General features: G+C 75.1%; 14 protein-coding genes. 12 read left to right on the forward strand and 2 right to left on the reverse strand.

The genetic code is table 11. The annotated features are described in order from the left end of the window. Nucleotides 1-163: 163 nt before the first annotated feature. The 5 genes from TK50_RS11165 to TK50_RS11185 are packed head-to-tail and all read left to right on the forward strand — an operon-like array spanning nt 164 to nt 6,167. On the forward strand, nt 164-1,573 hold the full coding sequence (locus TK50_RS11165) for an MBL fold metallo-hydrolase (RefSeq protein ID WP_043962674.1): 1,410 nt from the start codon (nt 164-166) through the stop codon (nt 1,571-1,573). Next, a complete protein-coding gene (locus TK50_RS11170; protein ID WP_043962675.1) occupies nt 1,570-2,175 on the forward strand; it encodes a rhodanese-like domain-containing protein in 606 nt (201 codons plus the stop codon). Before TK50_RS11165 ends, TK50_RS11170 begins: the two co-directional genes overlap by 4 nt. Then, a complete protein-coding gene (locus tag TK50_RS11175) occupies nt 2,172-3,065 on the forward strand; it encodes a sulfite exporter TauE/SafE family protein (RefSeq protein WP_043962676.1) in 894 nt (297 codons plus the stop codon). Before TK50_RS11170 ends, TK50_RS11175 begins: the two co-directional genes overlap by 4 nt. 7 nt (nt 3,066-3,072) lie before the next feature. Continuing rightward, the gene (locus TK50_RS11180) at nt 3,073-4,731 is read left to right on the forward strand and encodes an NAD(P)/FAD-dependent oxidoreductase (protein ID WP_043962677.1); all 1,659 of its coding nucleotides are present in this window, start codon (nt 3,073-3,075) and stop codon (nt 4,729-4,731) included. Further along, nucleotides 4,728-6,167, forward strand: a complete 1,440-nt coding sequence (locus tag TK50_RS11185) for an ATP-binding protein (protein WP_043962678.1) — start codon at nt 4,728-4,730, stop codon at nt 6,165-6,167. Before TK50_RS11180 ends, TK50_RS11185 begins: the two co-directional genes overlap by 4 nt. A gap of 286 nt (nt 6,168-6,453) precedes the next feature. Here TK50_RS11185 and TK50_RS34380 read toward each other — a convergent pair whose 3' ends face one another. Beyond that, a complete protein-coding gene (locus TK50_RS34380; RefSeq protein WP_199485997.1) occupies nt 6,454-7,569 on the reverse strand; it encodes an NB-ARC domain-containing protein in 1,116 nt (371 codons plus the stop codon). Between the two features lie 231 nt (nt 7,570-7,800). Between TK50_RS34380 and TK50_RS11195 the strand changes: the two genes are divergently transcribed. Together TK50_RS11195 and TK50_RS11200 are read left to right on the forward strand one after the other, a co-directional pair. Beyond that, nucleotides 7,801-8,826 carry a trypsin-like serine peptidase gene (locus TK50_RS11195; protein WP_043962679.1) on the forward strand — a complete coding sequence of 342 codons (1,026 nt, stop codon included), beginning with the start codon at nt 7,801-7,803 and terminating at the stop codon, nt 8,824-8,826. Between the two features lie 143 nt (nt 8,827-8,969). Continuing rightward, a complete protein-coding gene (locus TK50_RS11200; RefSeq protein ID WP_144420211.1) occupies nt 8,970-9,200 on the forward strand; it encodes a hypothetical protein in 231 nt (76 codons plus the stop codon). 25 nt (nt 9,201-9,225) lie between these two features. Here the strand turns inward: TK50_RS11200 and TK50_RS11205 are convergent, their stop codons facing one another. Continuing rightward, on the reverse strand, nt 9,226-10,248 hold the full coding sequence (locus TK50_RS11205) for a phosphotransferase family protein (RefSeq protein WP_043962681.1): 1,023 nt from the start codon (nt 10,246-10,248) through the stop codon (nt 9,226-9,228). Between the two features lie 115 nt (nt 10,249-10,363). On the opposite strand from TK50_RS11205, the gene rfbB reads away from it, so the two are divergent. From rfbB to TK50_RS11230, 5 genes are all read left to right on the forward strand, one after another. Beyond that, nucleotides 10,364-11,362, forward strand: coding sequence for a dTDP-glucose 4,6-dehydratase (gene rfbB, locus TK50_RS11210; protein WP_199485998.1), 999 nt, complete (start codon nt 10,364-10,366; stop codon nt 11,360-11,362). Nucleotides 11,363-11,429: 67 nt separating this feature from the next. After that, nucleotides 11,430-12,401, forward strand: a complete 972-nt coding sequence (locus TK50_RS11215) for a daunorubicin resistance protein DrrA family ABC transporter ATP-binding protein (RefSeq protein ID WP_043962683.1) — start codon at nt 11,430-11,432, stop codon at nt 12,399-12,401. Next, a complete protein-coding gene (locus TK50_RS11220; protein ID WP_043962686.1) occupies nt 12,398-13,231 on the forward strand; it encodes an ABC transporter permease in 834 nt (277 codons plus the stop codon). Before TK50_RS11215 ends, TK50_RS11220 begins: the two co-directional genes overlap by 4 nt. A 98-nt stretch (nt 13,232-13,329) precedes the next feature. Then, nucleotides 13,330-16,119 carry a DEAD/DEAH box helicase gene (locus tag TK50_RS11225; protein WP_043962687.1) on the forward strand — a complete coding sequence of 930 codons (2,790 nt, stop codon included), beginning with the start codon at nt 13,330-13,332 and terminating at the stop codon, nt 16,117-16,119. Between the two features lie 11 nt (nt 16,120-16,130). Next, nucleotides 16,131-17,486 carry an SWIM zinc finger family protein gene (locus TK50_RS11230; RefSeq protein WP_241773971.1) on the forward strand — a complete coding sequence of 452 codons (1,356 nt, stop codon included), beginning with the start codon at nt 16,131-16,133 and terminating at the stop codon, nt 17,484-17,486. Nucleotide 17,487: the final 1 nt, after the last annotated feature.

Here is a 17,487-nt window from a genome sequence, read left to right on the forward strand (position 1 = left end):
CCGGCTGGGTCGCTGGCGGATCCCGTACCCCCGGGGGTATGTTCGACCCGGTGGCGCGCGGCCCGCATGGCGACGGCGGGCGCGGGTAGACCGTGGTGCGCCCAGCTCGGGGCGCAGTCCGCCGACAGCATACCCCCCGGGGTATTTGTGGAGGGAGTACGCAATGACGCTCGACGTGTCCGTCGTCGCGACCTCGTCGCTGGGCGACCGCAGCTACCTGGCCTCCGACGGCCGGGTGGCCGTCGTGGTCGACCCGCAGCGCGACGTCGACCGCATCCTGTACCTCGCCGGCACGAAGGGGACGCGGATCACCCACGTGGTCGAGACCCACCTGCACAACGACTACGTCTCCGGTGGCCTGGAACTGGCCCGCCTGACCGGCGCGCGATACCTGGTCGCCGCCGCCGACGACGTCCGGTTCGACCGGGACCCGGTCGTCGACGGCGACACCGTCGCCATCTCCGACACCCTGCGGCTGCGGGCCGTGGCCACGCCGGGCCACACCTTCCACCACCTGTCGTACGTCCTCGACGAGGCCGCCGCCGGCCGGTGGCAGCCCGTCGGCGTCTTCACCGGCGGCTCCCTGCTGTTCGGCACCACCGGACGCACCGACCTGCTCGGGCGGCGGCACGCCCACGACCTCGCCCACCGCCAGCACGCCTCGGCCCGACGGCTGGCCGACCTGCTCCCCGACGGGACGCAGGTGTGGCCCACCCACGGCTTCGGCAGCTTCTGCTCGGCCAGTCAGGCCGACGCACCCGACTCCACGATCGGCCGGGAACGGCGGGTCAACCCCGTGCTGCGGCTCGCCGCCGCCGACTTCGTCACCGAGACCCTCGCCGGGCTGGACGCCTACCCCGCCTACTACGCCCACATGGGCGTGGCCAACGCCGCCGGACCCGCGCCGGTCGACCTCACCCCGGTGGCCCGCGCCGACGCCGCCGAGCTGCGCGATCGGCTCGCCGCCGGGCAGTGGGTGGTCGACCTGCGCCACCGCAAGGCGTACGCCGCGTCGCACCTCGCCGGCACGGTCGCCCTCGGCCTCGACGGGCCGATGTCGACCTGGCTCGGCTGGCTGATCGACTGGGGCGCCCCGCTCACCCTGCTCGCCGAGACCGCCGAGCAGGTCGCCGACGCCCAGCGCGAACTGGCGCGCATCGGCATCGACCGGCCCGCCGCCCAGGCCACGGGCTCGCCCGAGCGGTGGGCGGCCCGGCCGGAGCAGCTACGGCAGCTGCCCACGGCCGACTTCCCCGCGCTCGCCGCCGCCCGCGCCGGACACCCGCCCGCCGGCCTGCCCACGCCGGACGTCGTGCTCGACGTCCGGATGACCAACGAGTGGACCGCCGGCCACCTCGACGGCGCGGTGCACATCCCCCTGCCCGACCTGCCGAACCGCCTCGCCGACGTGCCCGCCGGCACCGTCTGGGTGCACTGCGGCTCCGGCTACCGCGCCACCGCCGCCGCGTCCCTGCTGGCCAACGCCGGCCGGGAGGTCGTCGTCATCGACGACCGGTTCGAGCAGGCCGGGACCCGACCGACCGGGACCGACAACAGGAACGAGGAGACATGAGCACTTCCGAGAACACCCGCCCGGCCACGCTCGACGCCGCCGGCCTGCGCGAGCTGATCGACTCCGGCCGTGCGCCCCGCCTGCTCGACGTGCGTACCCCCGCCGAGTTCGAGACCGCGCACATCCCCGGCGCCTACAACGTCCCGCTCGACCTGCTGCGGGAGCACCGCGAGGAGCTGCGCAACCACCTCGACGAGGACGTGGTGCTGATCTGCCGCTCCGGCGCCCGCGCCACCCAGGCCGGGCAGACCCTCGCCGGGGTCGGACTGCCCCACCTCAAGGTCCTCGACGGCGGGATGCTGGCCTGGCAGGCCGCGCACGCGCCCGTCCGGCAGGGCGTCCCGCGCTGGGACCTGGAACGGCAGGTCCGCCTCGTCGCCGGCTCGATCGTCCTGGTCGCCGTCCTGGGATCGGTGCTCGTGCCCGGCCTCAAGTGGGTCGCCGCCGCCATCGGCGCGGGCCTCACCTTCGCCGCCCTCACCAACACCTGCGCGATGGGCATGCTGCTGGGCAGGCTGCCCTACAACCGGGGCGCGAGCTGCGACCTCGACACCATCGTCGGCCAGCTCCGCGAGGGCTCGACCACCGGGCGGCGGTCGTGACCGGCAGTCTGGCCCTGACCGTCGGCCTCGCCGTCCTCATCGGCGTCAGCCTCGGCCTGCTCGGCGGCGGCGGCTCCATCCTCGCCGTGCCGCTGCTGGTCTACGTCGCCGACCTGCCGGCGAAGGAGGCGATCGCCACCTCGCTGCTCGTCGTCGGCGCCACCAGCGCCGTCGGCGTCCTGCCGCACGCCCGCGCGCACCGGGTGCGCTGGCGCACCGGCCTCGTCTTCGGCCTCGCCGGCATGACCGGCGCGTACGCCGGAGGCCGCCTCGCCGCGTACGTCCCGGCCGCCGTCCTGCTCACCGGGTTCGCCCTGATGATGCTCGCCACGGCGGTCGCCATGATCCGGGGGCGGCGCGACACCGGGGACCGGCCCGTGCCGCACGAGCTTCCCGTGCCGCGGGTGATCCTCGACGGGGTCGTGGTCGGGCTGGTCACCGGCCTGGTCGGGGCGGGTGGCGGCTTCCTGGTGGTGCCCGCGCTGGCGCTGCTCGGCGGCCTTCCGATGCCGGTCGCCGTCGGCACCTCGCTGGTGGTCATCGCCATGAAGTCCTTCGCCGGCCTGGCCGGCTACCTCTCCACCGTCAGCATCGACTGGGGGCTGGCCGCCGCCGTCACCGCCGCCGCCGTGGTCGGCAGCCTCGCCGGAGGCCGGCTCGCCGGGCGCGTCCCCGAGGCGGTGCTGCGCCGGGCGTTCGGGTGGTTCGTGGTGGTGATGGGCGTGTTCGTCCTGGCCCAGCAGCTGCCCGACGGGCTGCGCACCAACCCGGTGCTGTGGATCGTCCTCGGCGTCGCCGTCGCCGCGGCGGTCACCGCCACTGCCGCCGGCGGCCGCACGCCTGGTGGCAGGGGGCGTGGGCAGCCAAGTCGTAACGCCGGAGTGGTTTGATGGTCCGATGGCGCACCCGGTGATCCTCTCGATCGACGACGACCCGGCGGTCTCCCGCGCGGTCGCCCGCGACTTCCGCCGCCGCTACGGCGACCGGTACCGGGTGGTGCGCGCCGGCTCCGGCCCCGAGGCCCTCGACACGCTGCGCGAGATCAAGCTGCGCGGCGAGCAGGTGGCGGTGCTGGTCGCCGACTACCGGATGCCCGAGATGAACGGCATCGAGTTCCTCGAGGCCGCGATGGACCTCTTCCCCGCCGCGCGCCGGGTGCTGCTCACCGCGTACGCGGACACCGGCGCGGCCATCGACGCCATCAACCTCGTCGACCTCGACCACTACCTGCTCAAGCCGTGGCACCCGCCGGAGGAGAAGCTCTACCCGGTCGTCGACGCGCTGTTGGAGGCGTGGACGGCCAGCCCGGAGGCCGCCACCACGGAGATCCGGGTGGTCGGGCACCGCTGGTCCGCCCCGTCCTTCGCGGTGCGCGACTTCCTGGCCCGCAACCTGGTGCCGTACCGCTGGTTGCTGGCCGACGAGCCCGAGGGCGGGCGGCTGCTCGCGGCGGCCGGGGTGAGCGCCGCCGACGTGCCGCTGGTCGTCACCGCCGACGGCAAGGCCCTGGTGGCGCCCTCGGAGACGGAGCTGGCCGGCCTCGTCGGCCTCAACGTCGTCCCGGCGTCGGACTTCTACGACCTGGTGGTCGTCGGCGGCGGGCCGGCCGGGCTCGGCGCTGCCGTCTACGGGGCGTCGGAGGGGCTGCGCACGGTGCTGGTGGAGCGGCGGGCCACCGGCGGGCAGGCCGGGCAGAGCAGCCGGATCGAGAACTACCTGGGCTTCCCCGACGGCGTGTCCGGGGCGCAGCTCACCGACCGGGCCCGCCGGCAGGCGCTGAAGTTCGGCGCGGAGCTGCTGAGCACCCGGGAGGTCGTCGGCCTGGCGGAGGCCGGTTCGGCGCGGCTGCTGCGCTTCGACGACGGGTCCACCATCGCCGCGCACGCGGTGGTGCTGGCGACCGGCGTGTCGTACCGGATGCTCGACGCCCCCGGCCTGGCCGAGCTCACCGGCCGGGGCGTGTTCTACGGCTCGGCCGCCACCGAGGCGCCGAGCTGCGTCGACCAGGACGTCTACATCGTCGGCGGGGCGAACTCGGCGGGCCAGGCGGCCGTCTACTTCTCCCGGTACGCCGCCCGGGTGCACGTGCTGATCCGGGGCGCGGACCTCACGGCGTCGATGTCGAGCTACCTGATCGACCAGCTCGACCGCATCGACCGCATCACCGTGCACCCGCACACCGAGGTGGTGGCCGGCGCGGGGGAGGAGCACCTGCAACGGCTGACCCTGCGCGACACCCGCACCGGCGAGCGGCGCGACGTCGACGCGTCGTGGCTGTTCGTGTTCATCGGCGCGGAGCCGCGTACCGAATGGTTGGAGGGCGTCGTGGTCCGCGACGAGCGGGGGTACGTCGTCACCGGGCCGGACCTGGTGGCCGGTGGCAGCCGGCCGCCCGGCTGGTCGCTGCCCCGCGACCCCTACCACCTGGAGTCCAGCCTGCCCGGCGTGTTCGCGGCCGGCGACGTGCGCGCGGCCTCGGTCAAGCGGGTCGCCTCCGCCGTCGGCGAGGGCGCGATGGCCGTGTCGCTGGTGCACCGCTACCTGGAGGCGCAGTGACCGGCCTGACCCCCGCCGAGGTGCGGACGCTGTTCCTGTTCGAGTCGCTCGACGACCGGCAGGTCGCCTGGCTGGCCGAGCACGGCCGGGTCGAGCAGCGTACGGCCGGGGAGGCCGTCTACGCCGAGGGCGAGCCGGCGACCTGCTTCTTCGTGTTGCTCGCCGGCGAGGTGCGGCTGTGTCGGACGATCCACGGCGAGGAGGTGGAGATCCTCCGCACGGCGCAGCGCGGGGTGTACGGCGGGGCCACCCAGGCATACCTGGACGACCAGCAGATCTACCGCAACGGGATGTGGGCGGTCAGCGACGCGGAGTTCTTCGTGCTGCCCGCCGAGACGTTCGCCCACGCGGTGCGGTCCTGGTTCCCGATGGCGATGCACCTGCTGGAGGGGCTGTTCATCGGGATGCGGGACACCCAGACGGTCGTCGGGGAGCGGGAGCGGCTGGTGGCCCTGGGCGCCCTGTCGGCGGGGCTGACCCACGAGCTGAACAACCCGGCGAGCGCGGCGGTGCGGGCCGCGTCCGCCCTGCGGGACCGGGTCGCCGGCATGCGGCACAAGCTGGCGATGATCGCCGACGGCCGGCTCGACGGGCGGCGGCTGCACGCCCTCGTGGCGTTGCAGGAGGAGGCGGTCGAGCGGGCGGCGAAGGCGTGTGCGCTGTCGCCCCTGGCCACCAGCGACGCCGAGGACGAGCTGACCGACTGGCTGGACGACCAGGGGATCGCCGCCGGCTGGGAGCTGGCCCCGACGCTGGTCGCCGGCGGGCTGGACGTCGCCTGGCTGGACCGGGTCCGCGCGGAGCTCGGCACCGACGACCTGGAGCCGGCGGTGCGGTGGCTCACCTACACCGTGGACACCGAGCTGCTCATGCGGGAGATCGCCGACGCGGCCACCCGGGTCTCCAAGCTGGTCGGCGCGGCCAAGCAGTATTCCCAGCTCGACCGGGCCCCCTACCAGGTGGTGGACGTGCACGAGCTGCTCGACGCGACGCTGGTGATGTTCAAGGGCAAGCTCCCGCCGGGGGTCCGCCTGGTCCGGGAGTACGCCCCGGCGCTGCCCCCGATCCCCGCGTACGCGGCCGAGCTGAACCAGGTGTGGACCAACCTGATCGACAACGCGCTCGGCGCGATGGGCGACGAGGGCACGCTGACCGTCCGCACCGGCCGGGTCGACGACCAGCTGACCGTCGAGGTGGCCGACACCGGCCCCGGCATCCCGGCGGCGGTGCGCCCGCGCATCTTCGAGCCGTTCTTCACCACGAAGCCGGTCGGCGAGGGGACCGGGCTGGGGCTGGACATCTCGTACCGGATCGTGGTCAACAAGCACCACGGGGACATCCGGGTGACGAGCGAGCCCGGCCGGACGGTGTTCCGCGTGCTGCTGCCGATCACCCCCGCCCCCGGCGTGGCCCCGGAGGCCGCCCCAGCGCCGTGACGCGGGCTGGCTGGCTGGCTGGCTGGCTGCGTGCCTGGCCTGGCCTGGCCCGGCCCGGCCCGGTCCGGCCGACGTCGTGTGACACGGCGTGGTTTCCGCTCGCCGGGCGCCGACACCCTTCTCCGCCCCCTTTGCTCTGCACCCGCCTACGCAACGCCTACGCAGCGCGACGGTCCGCCGGTCGCGGCGTCGTTCGCGTTCGCGTTCGCGCGCAGCCCAGCCGGGTGCTGCGTCCGTGGGTGCAGAGCAAAGGGGGCGTGCGAGGTCGGTTGGGGTCGGAGGAGGGTCACCCAGAGTCAGCCAGCGCCGTCGACCGCTGCACGCACAACCGGGGGTGGTCCACCACCCGTACCGGGGCCAGGGGCGGCCCCGGCAGGGCGGTCGTGGCCAGGGCGGGTGTGGTCAGGGCGGGTGTGGTCAGGGCGGTCATCCGCTCCGCCGCGACCCGCAGGGCCAGCGGCCGACCGCCGCAGCGCCGGACCAGGTCGTAGGCGGACTCGGGGTCGGCGTCGACCCGGTCGCCGATCAGCCCGCGCAGCAGCTCGACGCCCGCCTCGGCGCTCAGCGGACCCAGCTCCAGCCGCCGCGCCCCGTGCCGTACGACCAGCTCGGCCAGGCCGTCCCGGCTGGTCACCAGGACCAGGCAGCCGGGCGAGCCGGGCAGCAGGGGACGCACCTGCCCGACGGTGCTGGCGTTGTCGAGCAGCACCAACATCCGGCGTCCCGACATCCGGGTGCGGTAGCGGGCGGCGAGGGCGGCCGGCGACGCGGGCAGGCCGGCAGTGGCGACGCCGAGGGCGTCGAGGAAGGCCGTGAGCACCTCGACCGGTGTCGGCGGCTGCCCGGGGCTCTCGCCGCGCAGGTCGGCGTAGAGCTGGCCGTCGGGGAAGCGGTCGGCGACCCGGTGGGCCCAGTGCACGGCCAGCGCGCTCTTGCCGATCCCGGTCGAGCCCGTCAGCAGCACGGTCATCATCGCCGCCCGGGTGGCGCCCTCGGCGAGCAGGCCGTCGAGCGCGGCGCGGACCGGGCCGCGCCCGGTGAACGGCAGCACGTCCGGCGGCAGCTCGCGGGGGACGGGCGTGGCGTCGGCGGGTGCCCACGGCCGGGCGTGCGGCGCAGGGTCGACCAGGCTGTCGTCGTGCGACTGGCAGCGGTTGGCCCGACGCCACAACCTGGCGAACTCCTCGACGTCGCCGCCGAGCACCCGGACGATCTCACCCACCACCTCCCACCGGGCCAGGCGGGGACGCGTGAAGACCGCGTGGATCGACGTCGGGTTGATGCCCCGGGGCCGCCGCTCGGCGCGGGTGAGCTGTTGCAGCCGGCGCACGCTGGGCTGGCCGGCGGCGAGGTGCAGGGCGTGTAGTCGGTCGTAGAAGTCGGCGAGGGGACCTGCTGGCACGAGAGGGCGGGTGAGCCGGCCCATTGGCGTTCTCCCCACATCTTGGCGCTGGCCCGGAAACCTCCGAGCTTCACCACTGTCCGATGTTGAATCCTTGCGGTCAGTCAGGTCGCGGACACACTGTCAGCGACAGAGTTGACGGCCCCGGGTCCTTCCGTCGCCGTTTCCCGGCCCCGCATGCTGTGCCGAGCGCTTAGACAAGCGCCAATGTGTTTGGTGGGAGGAGAACGAATGCACTTTCCGGACATCCGGCGGGTGGCCACGGTCACCGCGTCCGCCGCGCTCGTCGCGGCGACGGTGTTGGTGGGCACCGGGCCCGCGCAGGCAGCCCCCGTCGGCGGAGCGTCGGCCACCACGGTGGCGGCGACCACCTCCACCACTGCGGCCCGCAGCGGGCTGACCGCCGCCCAGCAGGCGAGCGACTACTGGACCAAGGAGCGGATGCGCACCGCGATCTCGGCGGACGTGCTGGTCAAGAAGGCGGGAGCCGTGGCCGGCAAGGGCCTGAAGCCGACCGGGCCGGCCCGCTCCGTGCCGCCGGCCGCGCCCACCGTGACGGCCGCCTCCAGCGTCGCGTCGCAGGCCGGTGGGGACATCAGCGCCTACGTCGCCGCGTCCGCCACCGTCGGCAAGGTCTTCTTCTACAACCCCGTGGACGGCAAGAACTACGTCTGCTCGGCCGGTGCCGTGAACAGCACCTCCAAGCTGCTCGTCATGAGCGCCGGGCACTGCGTGCACGGCGGCAGGGGCGGCCAGTGGATGCAGAACTGGATCTTCGTGCCGCTCTACAACTACGGCGCCGAGCCGTACGGCCGGTGGTCGGCCAAGTACCTGACCGCGTTCAACGCCTGGATCAACGACAGCAACCTCGACCGGGACGTCTCGTACATCACCGTGTACCCGAACGCGTCGGGCCAGCAGCTGGTCAACGTGGTCGGCGGCAACGGGCTCTCGGTCAACTACAGCTACACCCAGGCCGTCACCATCCTCGCCTACCCGGCGGCGCCGCCGTACGACGGCGGGTGGCAGCAGTACTGCCAGGGCACGACGTACCGGCCCGGCAGCGAGAACAAGATCGCCCTCAACTGCGGCTTCACGGGCGGCTCCAGCGGCTCGGTCTGGCTACGCCTCTACAACGACGTGTACGGCTACGTGAACGGAATCATGAGCACACTGAACAGCGCCGGGGTGAACAAGAGTTCGTACTTCGACACCGCGGTCATGGACGTCTACAACTCGGTCGCGGCCCGCGTCTGAGTCATCCGATCGGGTGATGCCCGCCCCCGGCCGGATCCGACGGATCCGGCCGGGGGCGGCGCGCGTCCAAAGAGGTGTGGTCGTGGCCGGGCGTCGGGTTCCCGGTCCCGCGTCGCCGCGGGGGCGGCGGAGAGGAGTGCGGGATGAGGCAGGGGTGGGGTGCGGCGGTGGCGGTGGCCGTCGCCGTGGTCGTGGTCGTCGCCGTGGTGGCCGGGGTGGCGGCCCGCCGGTCCGGTCCGGGGGAGCGGCCGGCGGCGCCGGCGTCCGTGGGGGACACCGGCGCGTCGAGCAGCCGGCCGCCGTCCCCGGACGCCTCGTACTGGGACCCGGCCCGGATGGCCAGCGCGGAACCGGCCCCGATGCCCACGGAGTGACCCGGAACCGTCGGCGGGCCCCGGCTCAGGGACGGGGCCGGCCCCGGCCGAGGTCGGCCAGCTCCCGGTCGAGCAGCTCGGCCAGGAGCGCGGACCGGTCCGGGGCGTTCTCCGGGGTCATCCCCCGGCTGGGCATCTCCACGATCATCAGCAGGTAGAGGTGCAGCCGGTAGAGGCCGAGTCGCACCCGGGCCGCCGGGTCGAAGGCCGCCGGCTGGCCGCCGGCCGCCCGCCAGCCGCGCAGGAAGGGGTGGTCCGGCTCGTCCTCGGCCCGCCGGAACAGCAGCGGCGAGACCAGGTCCAGCAGCGGGTCGCCCCACAGGTAGCGCTCGCCGTCGACCAGCCCGCACATCCGGTACGCGCCGGTCGCGTCCGGCGCGGCGAGCACGTTGCCGTCCCAGCCGTCGAAGTGCAGCAGGGCGGGGCGGCGCACCTCGTCCAACGCCCCCGCGTGGTGGCGCACCAGCTCCCGGATCAGCCGTGGCCCGCCGGGCGGGGCGACGTCCCAGTCCGCCGCGTCGGCGAGCAGGTCGTCGACTATCGCGGCGAACGCGCGCGACCACGTCGGCCCGCCGGCCCGGCCGCCGTCGTAGCCGTACCGGTCGCCGGTGATCCGGTGCAGCGCGACGGTGGCGGCGCCGAAGTCGGCGCGGGCCGGGCCGGCGTCGATGTCGGCCGTCAGCTCGGCGAGGGGACGCCCGGGCAGCCGGTCGGTGAGCAGCCACTCGCCGCGCTCCGGGTCCCGGCCGTGGTGCAGCACCCGGGGCACGGGCACCTGCGGCGCGTGCGCGGCCACCAGCCGGAAGTAGCGCGCCTCCGCCGCCGCCAGGCCGCGCTCGTAACGCAGCAGGCGGGCCTCGGGCGGCGGCGCCACCTTCAGCGCGGCCGCGCCGCCGTCGTCCAGCGTCACCCACCACACGGTGGCGAAGCCGCCCCCGCCGAGCGGCCCGCAGTCGACCACGTCACGCCCGGGGCCGAGGGAGGCCCGGACGTACCAGGCCACGTCGTCCCGGGTGAGGGACCGCTGGGTGGGGCTGGGCCCGCTCATTCCGCACCTCCGCGCCGTGTGTCGGGTGGACAGTCCGCCCGGCAGCGAGCCTAGGCAGTGCGCCCAAGTGGCCGGGTCCGACCCCGCTGCGGGCCGCGTCGGTTAGCGTCGCGGCATGGAACACATGCTGGTCACCGGGGGTGCGGGGTTCGTCGGCGCCAACTTCGTGCGCCGGGCGCTGGCCGCCCGGCCGGGCCTGCGGCTGACCGTGCTCGACGCGCTCACCTACGCCGGGAGCCGGGACAGCCTCGCCGAGGTCGCCGACCGGATCACCTTCGTCCGTGGCGACGTCTGCGACGGCGACCTGGTCGACGCCCTCGTCTCGGACTGCGACACGGTGGTCCACTTCGCCGCCGAGTCCCACGTGGACAACTCCTTGCAGGACCCGACGCCGTTCCTGCGTACCAACGTCGAGGGCACGTTCGTGCTGCTGGAGGCGGTCCGCCGGCACGACCGGCGGCTGCACCACGTCTCCACCGACGAGGTGTTCGGCAGCCTGCCGCTGCACGGCGGCGGGGCGTTCACCGAGCAGAGCCGTTACGACCCGTCCAGCCCGTACTCGGCGACGAAGGCGGCCTCGGACCTGCTGGTCCGGGCGTGGGTCCGGTCGTACGGGGTGCGGGCGACGACGTCCAACTGCGCGAACAACTATGGGCCGTACCAGAACGTGGAGAAGTTCCTGCCCCGGCAGATCACCAACGTGCTGCGCGGTCAGCGGCCCAAGCTCTACGGCACGGGCGCGAACGTGCGGGAGTGGACCCACGTCGACGACCACAACGACGCCGTGCTGCTGATCCTCGACGCGGGGGTGTGCGGGGAGACGTACCTGATCGGCTCCGGGGCCGAGTGGAGCAACCGCGCCCTGCTGGAGTTGACCCTGACGCTGCTCGGCCGGCCCGCCGACGACTTCGACCACGTGCCGGACCGCCCCGCCCACGACCTGCGCTACGCCTGCGACAGCTCCAAGATCCGCCGGGAGCTGGGCTGGCGTCCCCGCCACCGGGACCTGGCCGACGGGCTGGTCGCCACCGTCGACTGGTACCGCCGCAACGAGTGGTGGTGGGGGCCGCAGAAGGCCGCAACGGAGGCCCGCTACGCGGCGATCGGCCGGTAACGGCGTCGCCGTCGCCTGTTCCGTACGTGCTACCGTATGTTGTACGGTAGGTGGCGGAGGGGGCGACGTGACAGCGGACGGTTTCGCGATCGCGGCGGAGGGGCTGCGCAAGCGGTACGGGGACATCCCGGCCCTGGACGGCTTCGACCTGCGGGTCCGGCCGGGAACGGTGTGCGGCCTGCTCGGCCCGAACGGGGCGGGGAAGACCACCGCCGTGCGGATCCTGTCGACCCTGCTGCGCCACGACTCCGGCCGCGCCGAGGTCGCCGGCTTCGACGTGGCCCGCCAGCCCGACCAGGTGCGCCACCGCATCGGCCTGGTCGGGCAGCGCGCCGCCGTGGACGAGGTGCTCAGCGGCCACGAGAACCTGGTCGTCTTCGGCCGGCTGTGCCACCTCGGCGCGAAGCGCGCCCGGCAGCGCGCCAGCGAGCTGCTCGACCGGTTCGGGCTCGCCGACGCGGGCGGCAGGCCGGTCAGGGCGTACTCCGGTGGCATGCGCCGACGGCTCGACCTGGCCGCCGGGATGATCCTGGCCCCGGCGGTGCTCTTCCTCGACGAGCCGACCACCGGGCTGGACCCGCGCAGCCGCAACGAGGTGTGGGAGGCGGTCCGCGAGCTGGTCCGCGCGGGGACCACCGTCCTGCTCACCACCCAGTACCTCGACGAGGCCGACCGGCTCGCCGACCGGATCTCGGTGCTCGACGGCGGGCGGGTCATCGCCGAGGGCACCCCCGACGACCTGAAGGCCCGGCTCGGTGGCGACCGGATCGACCTGGTCGTCCGCGACGCCGCCGACCTGGCCGCGGCCGGCGCCCAGCTCGGCCGGGTGGCCGGCGGCGAGCCGGAGGTCGACCCGGACCGGCGGCTCGTCAGCGCCCGGGTGGAGCACCGGGCCGGCGCGCTGACCGAGGTGCTGCGGGCGCTCGACGCCGCGGGCGTCGCCGTCGAGGACGTGGCGCTGCGCCGGCCGACCCTGGACGAGGTGTTCCTGCACCTGACCGGCCGCCGCACCGAGACCGCCGAGGAGGTCCCCGCGTGACCAGCACGACCCTGCCCGACACCGCGTCCCCGCACGTGGCGCCCGGCCGCCCCGCCCTGCTGGCCGACAGCGTCACGCTGACCCGGCGCAGCCTGGCCCACTGGCGTCGCGACCCGGGGCCGCTGGTCGCGTCCCTCGGGTTCGACGTCGTCATGGTGCTGATGTTCGCCTACCTGTTCGGCGGCGCGTTGCGGGTGCCCGGCGGCGGCGACTACCGGGAGTTCCTGATGCCCGGCATGTTCGCCATGACCATGGTGTTCGGCATCAGCCTCACCACGCTCGCCGTCTCCGCCGACCTGGACCGGGGCGTCACCGACCGGCTCCGCTCGATGCCGGTCTCCCCGCTGGCCCCGCTGGTCGGCCGGGCGGCGGCCGACCTGCTCTTCGCGGTGCTCACCCTCGCGGTGATGCTGCTCGTCGGCCTCGCGGTCGGCTGGCGGGCGCACGGCGGCGTCGGCGACACCGTCGCGGCGTTCGGGCTGGTCCTGCTGCTGCGCTTCGCCCTGGTCTGGGTGGGCGTCTTCCTCGGCCTCGTGCTGAAGGGCCAGCAGGCCGTGGCCGGGGTGCAGACGCTGGAGTTCCCGCTCGGCTTCCTGTCCAGCGCGTTCGTCGCCCCGGCCACCATGCCCGGCTGGCTCGGCGCGGTCGCCGAGTGGAACCCGCTGTCGGCGACCGTCGGCGCGACCCGGGAGCTGTTCGGCAACCCCGGCTGGGGCGGCGACTCCTGGGCCGTCCAGCACGCGCCGGAGCTGGCGCTGATCTGGCCGGTCGCGCTGGTCGCCGTCTTCCTGCCGCTGTCGGTGCGCAGGTACCGGGCCCTGGGCCGCTGACGCCCGCCCCGATCGTGCCGCTTACGGTACGACGTACGCTAGGGTTGTCCTTCCCTCGGCGGGCGGTCGCCGCCCGCCCGACCACCGCAGGAGGCACGGTGCGACTCGGCCGGTTCGCGGTCGTCTTCGAGCCGGGCGACCCGCCCCGGGCCGGCACGGTCAGCTTCTACGACCCCGCCGGGCACGCGCTGCCCGAGGAGCTCGACGCGCTGGGGGAGTGCGGCGAGCTGGACCTCGCCCTCCGGCTCGACGGCCCCGTGGCGGCCTGGACGGTGCCCGCCTGCGCCGTGCCGGTCGGCGACGCGGTCCGGCAGCTCGCCGCGCTGCGCGACGCCGACGACCCCACTCCCGCCGCCGCGTTCTGGTCGGCGGTGGCGGTCACCGGCCTGCACCTGGCCGCCCGGGGGCGGATCCTGCCCGGCGTCTCCCCGCAGGGCTGGGACGCCTGGCGGGTGGGCCCCCTCGACGTGGCCGACGTGGAACGCATCCGGGCCCTCGCGGCGGCGATGCCGCCCGAGGCGCGGGCGATACCGGTCGACGCCGCTGCCGAACACCTTGCCCTGCCCGAGCCGGAAGGGCTGGTCCGCGCCTTCCTCGACGCGGTGGCCGACACGCTGCCGCGCACCCCGGCCGCGACGTGGCTGACCGGCGACCCCCGGTTCACCGGCCTGGAGCCCGAGCCGGTGGACGACCTGCGCGACTGGGCGCGGGAGGTCTCCGCCGGCGTCGACACCGGCCTGCGGGTGGCGCTGCGGCTGGAGGGCCGGGGCGACCTCGGCAGCACGCCCCTCGCCGCCGTGGTGCGGCTGCGCAGCCTCGCCGACCCGACGCTGGTCGCCGACGCGGCGGCCCTGTGGGAGGGCGACGGGCACGGCCTCGGCGAGCAGGCCACCTTCGAAGCCATGCTCGCCGTGCGCCGCGCCGCCGCCGTGTGGCAGCCGCTGGAGCGGCTTCTCGACCACGCCGCGCCGGTCGAGCTGGAGCTGCTCGACGAGGACCTGGTCGACCTGCTCGGCGGGGCCGAGGCGCGGCTCGCCGCCGCCGGCATCGACGTCGAATGGCCGCCCGGGATCTCCCGCGAGCTGGCCGCCCGGGTGCTCGTCAGCTCCCCACCGGAACGGCCCGCCGAGGTGGCGGAGTTCTTCCGCTCCGCCGCGCCGATGCCGCTGAGCTGGCAGCTCACCCTGGCCGGCGACGCGCTGACCGACGCCGAGATGGACCTGGTGGCGAAGTCCCGGCCGATCGTCCGGCTGCGGGACCGGTGGGTGGCGGTCGAGCCGGAGCTGGCCCGCAAGGCCCGCGAGCGGCAGCTCAAGCCGCGCAGGGCCTACGACGCCCTGGCCGCGACGCTGATCGCCAGCACCGAGGTCGAGGGCGAACGGGTCGAGGTGGTCGCCGACGGCTGGCTGGGCGCGCTGCGCGAGCGGATCGCCGAACCCGACGCCGGCCCCGAGTCGCTGGAGCCCCCGGCCGCGCTCGACGGCACGCTGCGCGAATACCAGCTACGCGGCCTGCGCTGGCTGGAGCGGATGACCTCGCTCGGCTTCGGCGGCTGCCTCGCCGACGACATGGGCCTGGGCAAGACCGTCACCGTCATCTCGCTGCACCTGCGCCGCCAGGCGGAACCGGCGACCGCCGGGGCCACCCTCGTCGTCTGCCCCGCGTCGGTGCTCGGCAACTGGGAGCGGGAGATCCGGCGGTTCGCCCCGGGCGCGACCGTCCGCCGGTTCCACGGCACCGCCCGGTCCCTCGACGGGCTCACCGGCGGGTTCGTGCTGACCAGCTACGGCACCATGCGCGTCGACGCCGGCCACCTCGCCGGCCACGGGTGGGGCCTGGTGGTCGCCGACGAGGCGCAGTACGTCAAGAACCGGCTCAGCGGCACCGCGAAGGCGCTGCGGGCGATCCCCGCCCGGGCCCGGGTCGCGCTCACCGGCACGCCGGTGGAGAACAACCTCTCCGAGCTGTGGGCGATCCTCGACTGGACCACCCCCGGCCTGCTCGACTCCGTCGGCGCGTTCCGGGCCACCTGGGCCCGGCCGATCGAGGTGGACCGCGACGGCCCCGCCGTGGCGCGGCTGTCCCGACTGGCCCGCCCCTTCCTCCTGCGGCGGCGCAAGTCCGACCCCGGCATCGCCCCCGAACTGCCGCCGAAGACCGTCACCGACCACCTCGTGTCGCTCACCGCCGAGCAGGCGGCCCTCTACCAGCGGGTGGTCGCCGACGTGCTCGCCGAGATCCGCGCCAGCACCACCACCATCGCCCGGCGCGGCCTGGTGCTCAAGCTGCTCGTCGGCCTCAAGCAGGTCTGCAACCACCCGGCGCACTACCTGAAGGAGGCGCACGGCCCGCTCGCCGGTCGGTCGGAGAAGCTGCAACTCCTCGACGACCTGCTGGATACCATCCTCGCCGAGGACGGCGCGGCGCTGGTCTTCACCCAGTACGTCCAGATGGCCCGGCTGCTCCAGCGGCACCTGGCCGAGCGGGGGGTGCCGGCGCAACTGCTGCACGGCGGCACGCCCGTGCCGCAGCGCGAGGAACTGGTGCGCCGGTTCCAGGCCGGCGAGGTGCCGGTGTTCCTGCTCTCGCTCAAGGCGGCCGGCACCGGCCTGAACCTGACCCGGGCCGACCACGTCGTCCACTACGACCGGTGGTGGAACCCGGCCGTGGAGGAGCAGGCCACCGACCGCGCGTACCGGATCGGCCAGACCCGGCCGGTGCAGGTGCACCGGCTGATCGCCCAGGGCACCCTGGAGGACCGGATCGCCGAGCTGTTGGAGGCCAAGCGGGAGCTGGCCGACGCGGTGCTCACCGGCGGCGAGACCGCCCTGACCGAACTCTCCGACGCCGAGCTGCTCCGGCTCGTGCAACTGCGCCACGAGGGATGAGGGGCCGCGACGTGGACTTCGACATCGAGTACGACTTCGACGAGGCGGAGGCCGACGACGAGCGGGAGCCCGAGGACGACACGGAGCTGTCCGCCGACGAGCGGCGGGCGCGCAGCTTCCCGAGGCTCGCCCCCGGCCGGCGGGTCGGCCGGAAGTTCGCCGACACCTGGTGGGGTAACGCCTGGATCGAGTCGATGGAACGCACCGCGCTGGACCCGGAGCAGCTCAGAAAGGGCCGCCGGTACGCCTTCGCCGGGCAGGTCGGGCCGATCACCGTCAGCCCCGGCCGGATCTCCGCCGGGGTGCACGACGGTGACCAGTACACCCCGCACGACACCGTCGTACGCGTCGGCACCCTCGCCGCGGCCGAGTGGGACCGGCTGCTCGACCGGGTCGCCGCGAAGGCCGGGCACATCGCGGCCCTGCTCGACCGGGACATGCCCCACGACCTGGTGCAGACCGCCGACGACGCCGGGGTGCGCCTGCTGCCCGGCTACGGCGACCTCGACCCCGAGTGCGACTGCCCGTCCTGGGACCACCCGTGCCGGCACGCCGCCGCGCTCGCGTACCAGGCGGCGTGGCTGCTCGACCGGGACCCGTTCGTGCTGCTGCTGATGCGCGGTCGGGGCGAGGCGGAGCTGATGGCGGACCTGCGCCGGCGCAACGCCCGCCGGTCCGTCGCCACCGACGCCGCCGACGAGGCGGCCGGCACCCCGGCCGAGCAGGCGTACGCCGCGCCGCCCGCCGCCCTGCCCGCGCCGCCGGGGCCGGTGACCGGCGAGCCCCTCGCCCTCGCCCCGCTACTCGCCGGGCACGAGGCGGCGGGCCTCGACGCCGAGGCGCTCGGGACGCTCGCCGCCGACGCGGCGCACCGGGCCCGGGACCTGCTCGCCGTGACCGGATCGGGACCGGCGTCGTCGCCTCCGGGCGCGACCCAGGCGGGACCGCTCGCCCCCGAGCCCGACGCCTGGTGCGACGCGGTGCGGTTGGCGGCCCGGATGCCGCGATCTGCGTCGGCGGGGCGGCTGGGCGAGGCCAGCGGCCGGGCCGCCGACCTGCCCCGGGCCGTGAAGGCATGGGACTACGCGGGCGCGGCCGGCGTGGACGTCGTCGACGCGGTGTTCAGCCCGCCGAGGGAGCTGGTGGCCCGGTCCACCGAAGCGCTGCGCGAGGCGGGCGGGGTCGACGGGGCCGCTCCCGAGGTGAAGAACTGGCGCAACCGGTGGACGGTCGGCCGCGACGCGCAGGTGCGCTACGGCCGCGACGGCCGCTGGTATCCATTCCGCAGGCGCGCGGGCCAGTGGTGGCCGGCGGGGCCGCCCGGCCCGGACCCGGCGGACGCGCTGCTCGACCTGCCCAAGGACTGAC

Source organism: Micromonospora haikouensis (assembly GCF_000876225.1).
Taxonomy (GTDB): Bacteria; Actinomycetota; Actinomycetes; order Mycobacteriales; family Micromonosporaceae; genus Micromonospora; species Micromonospora haikouensis.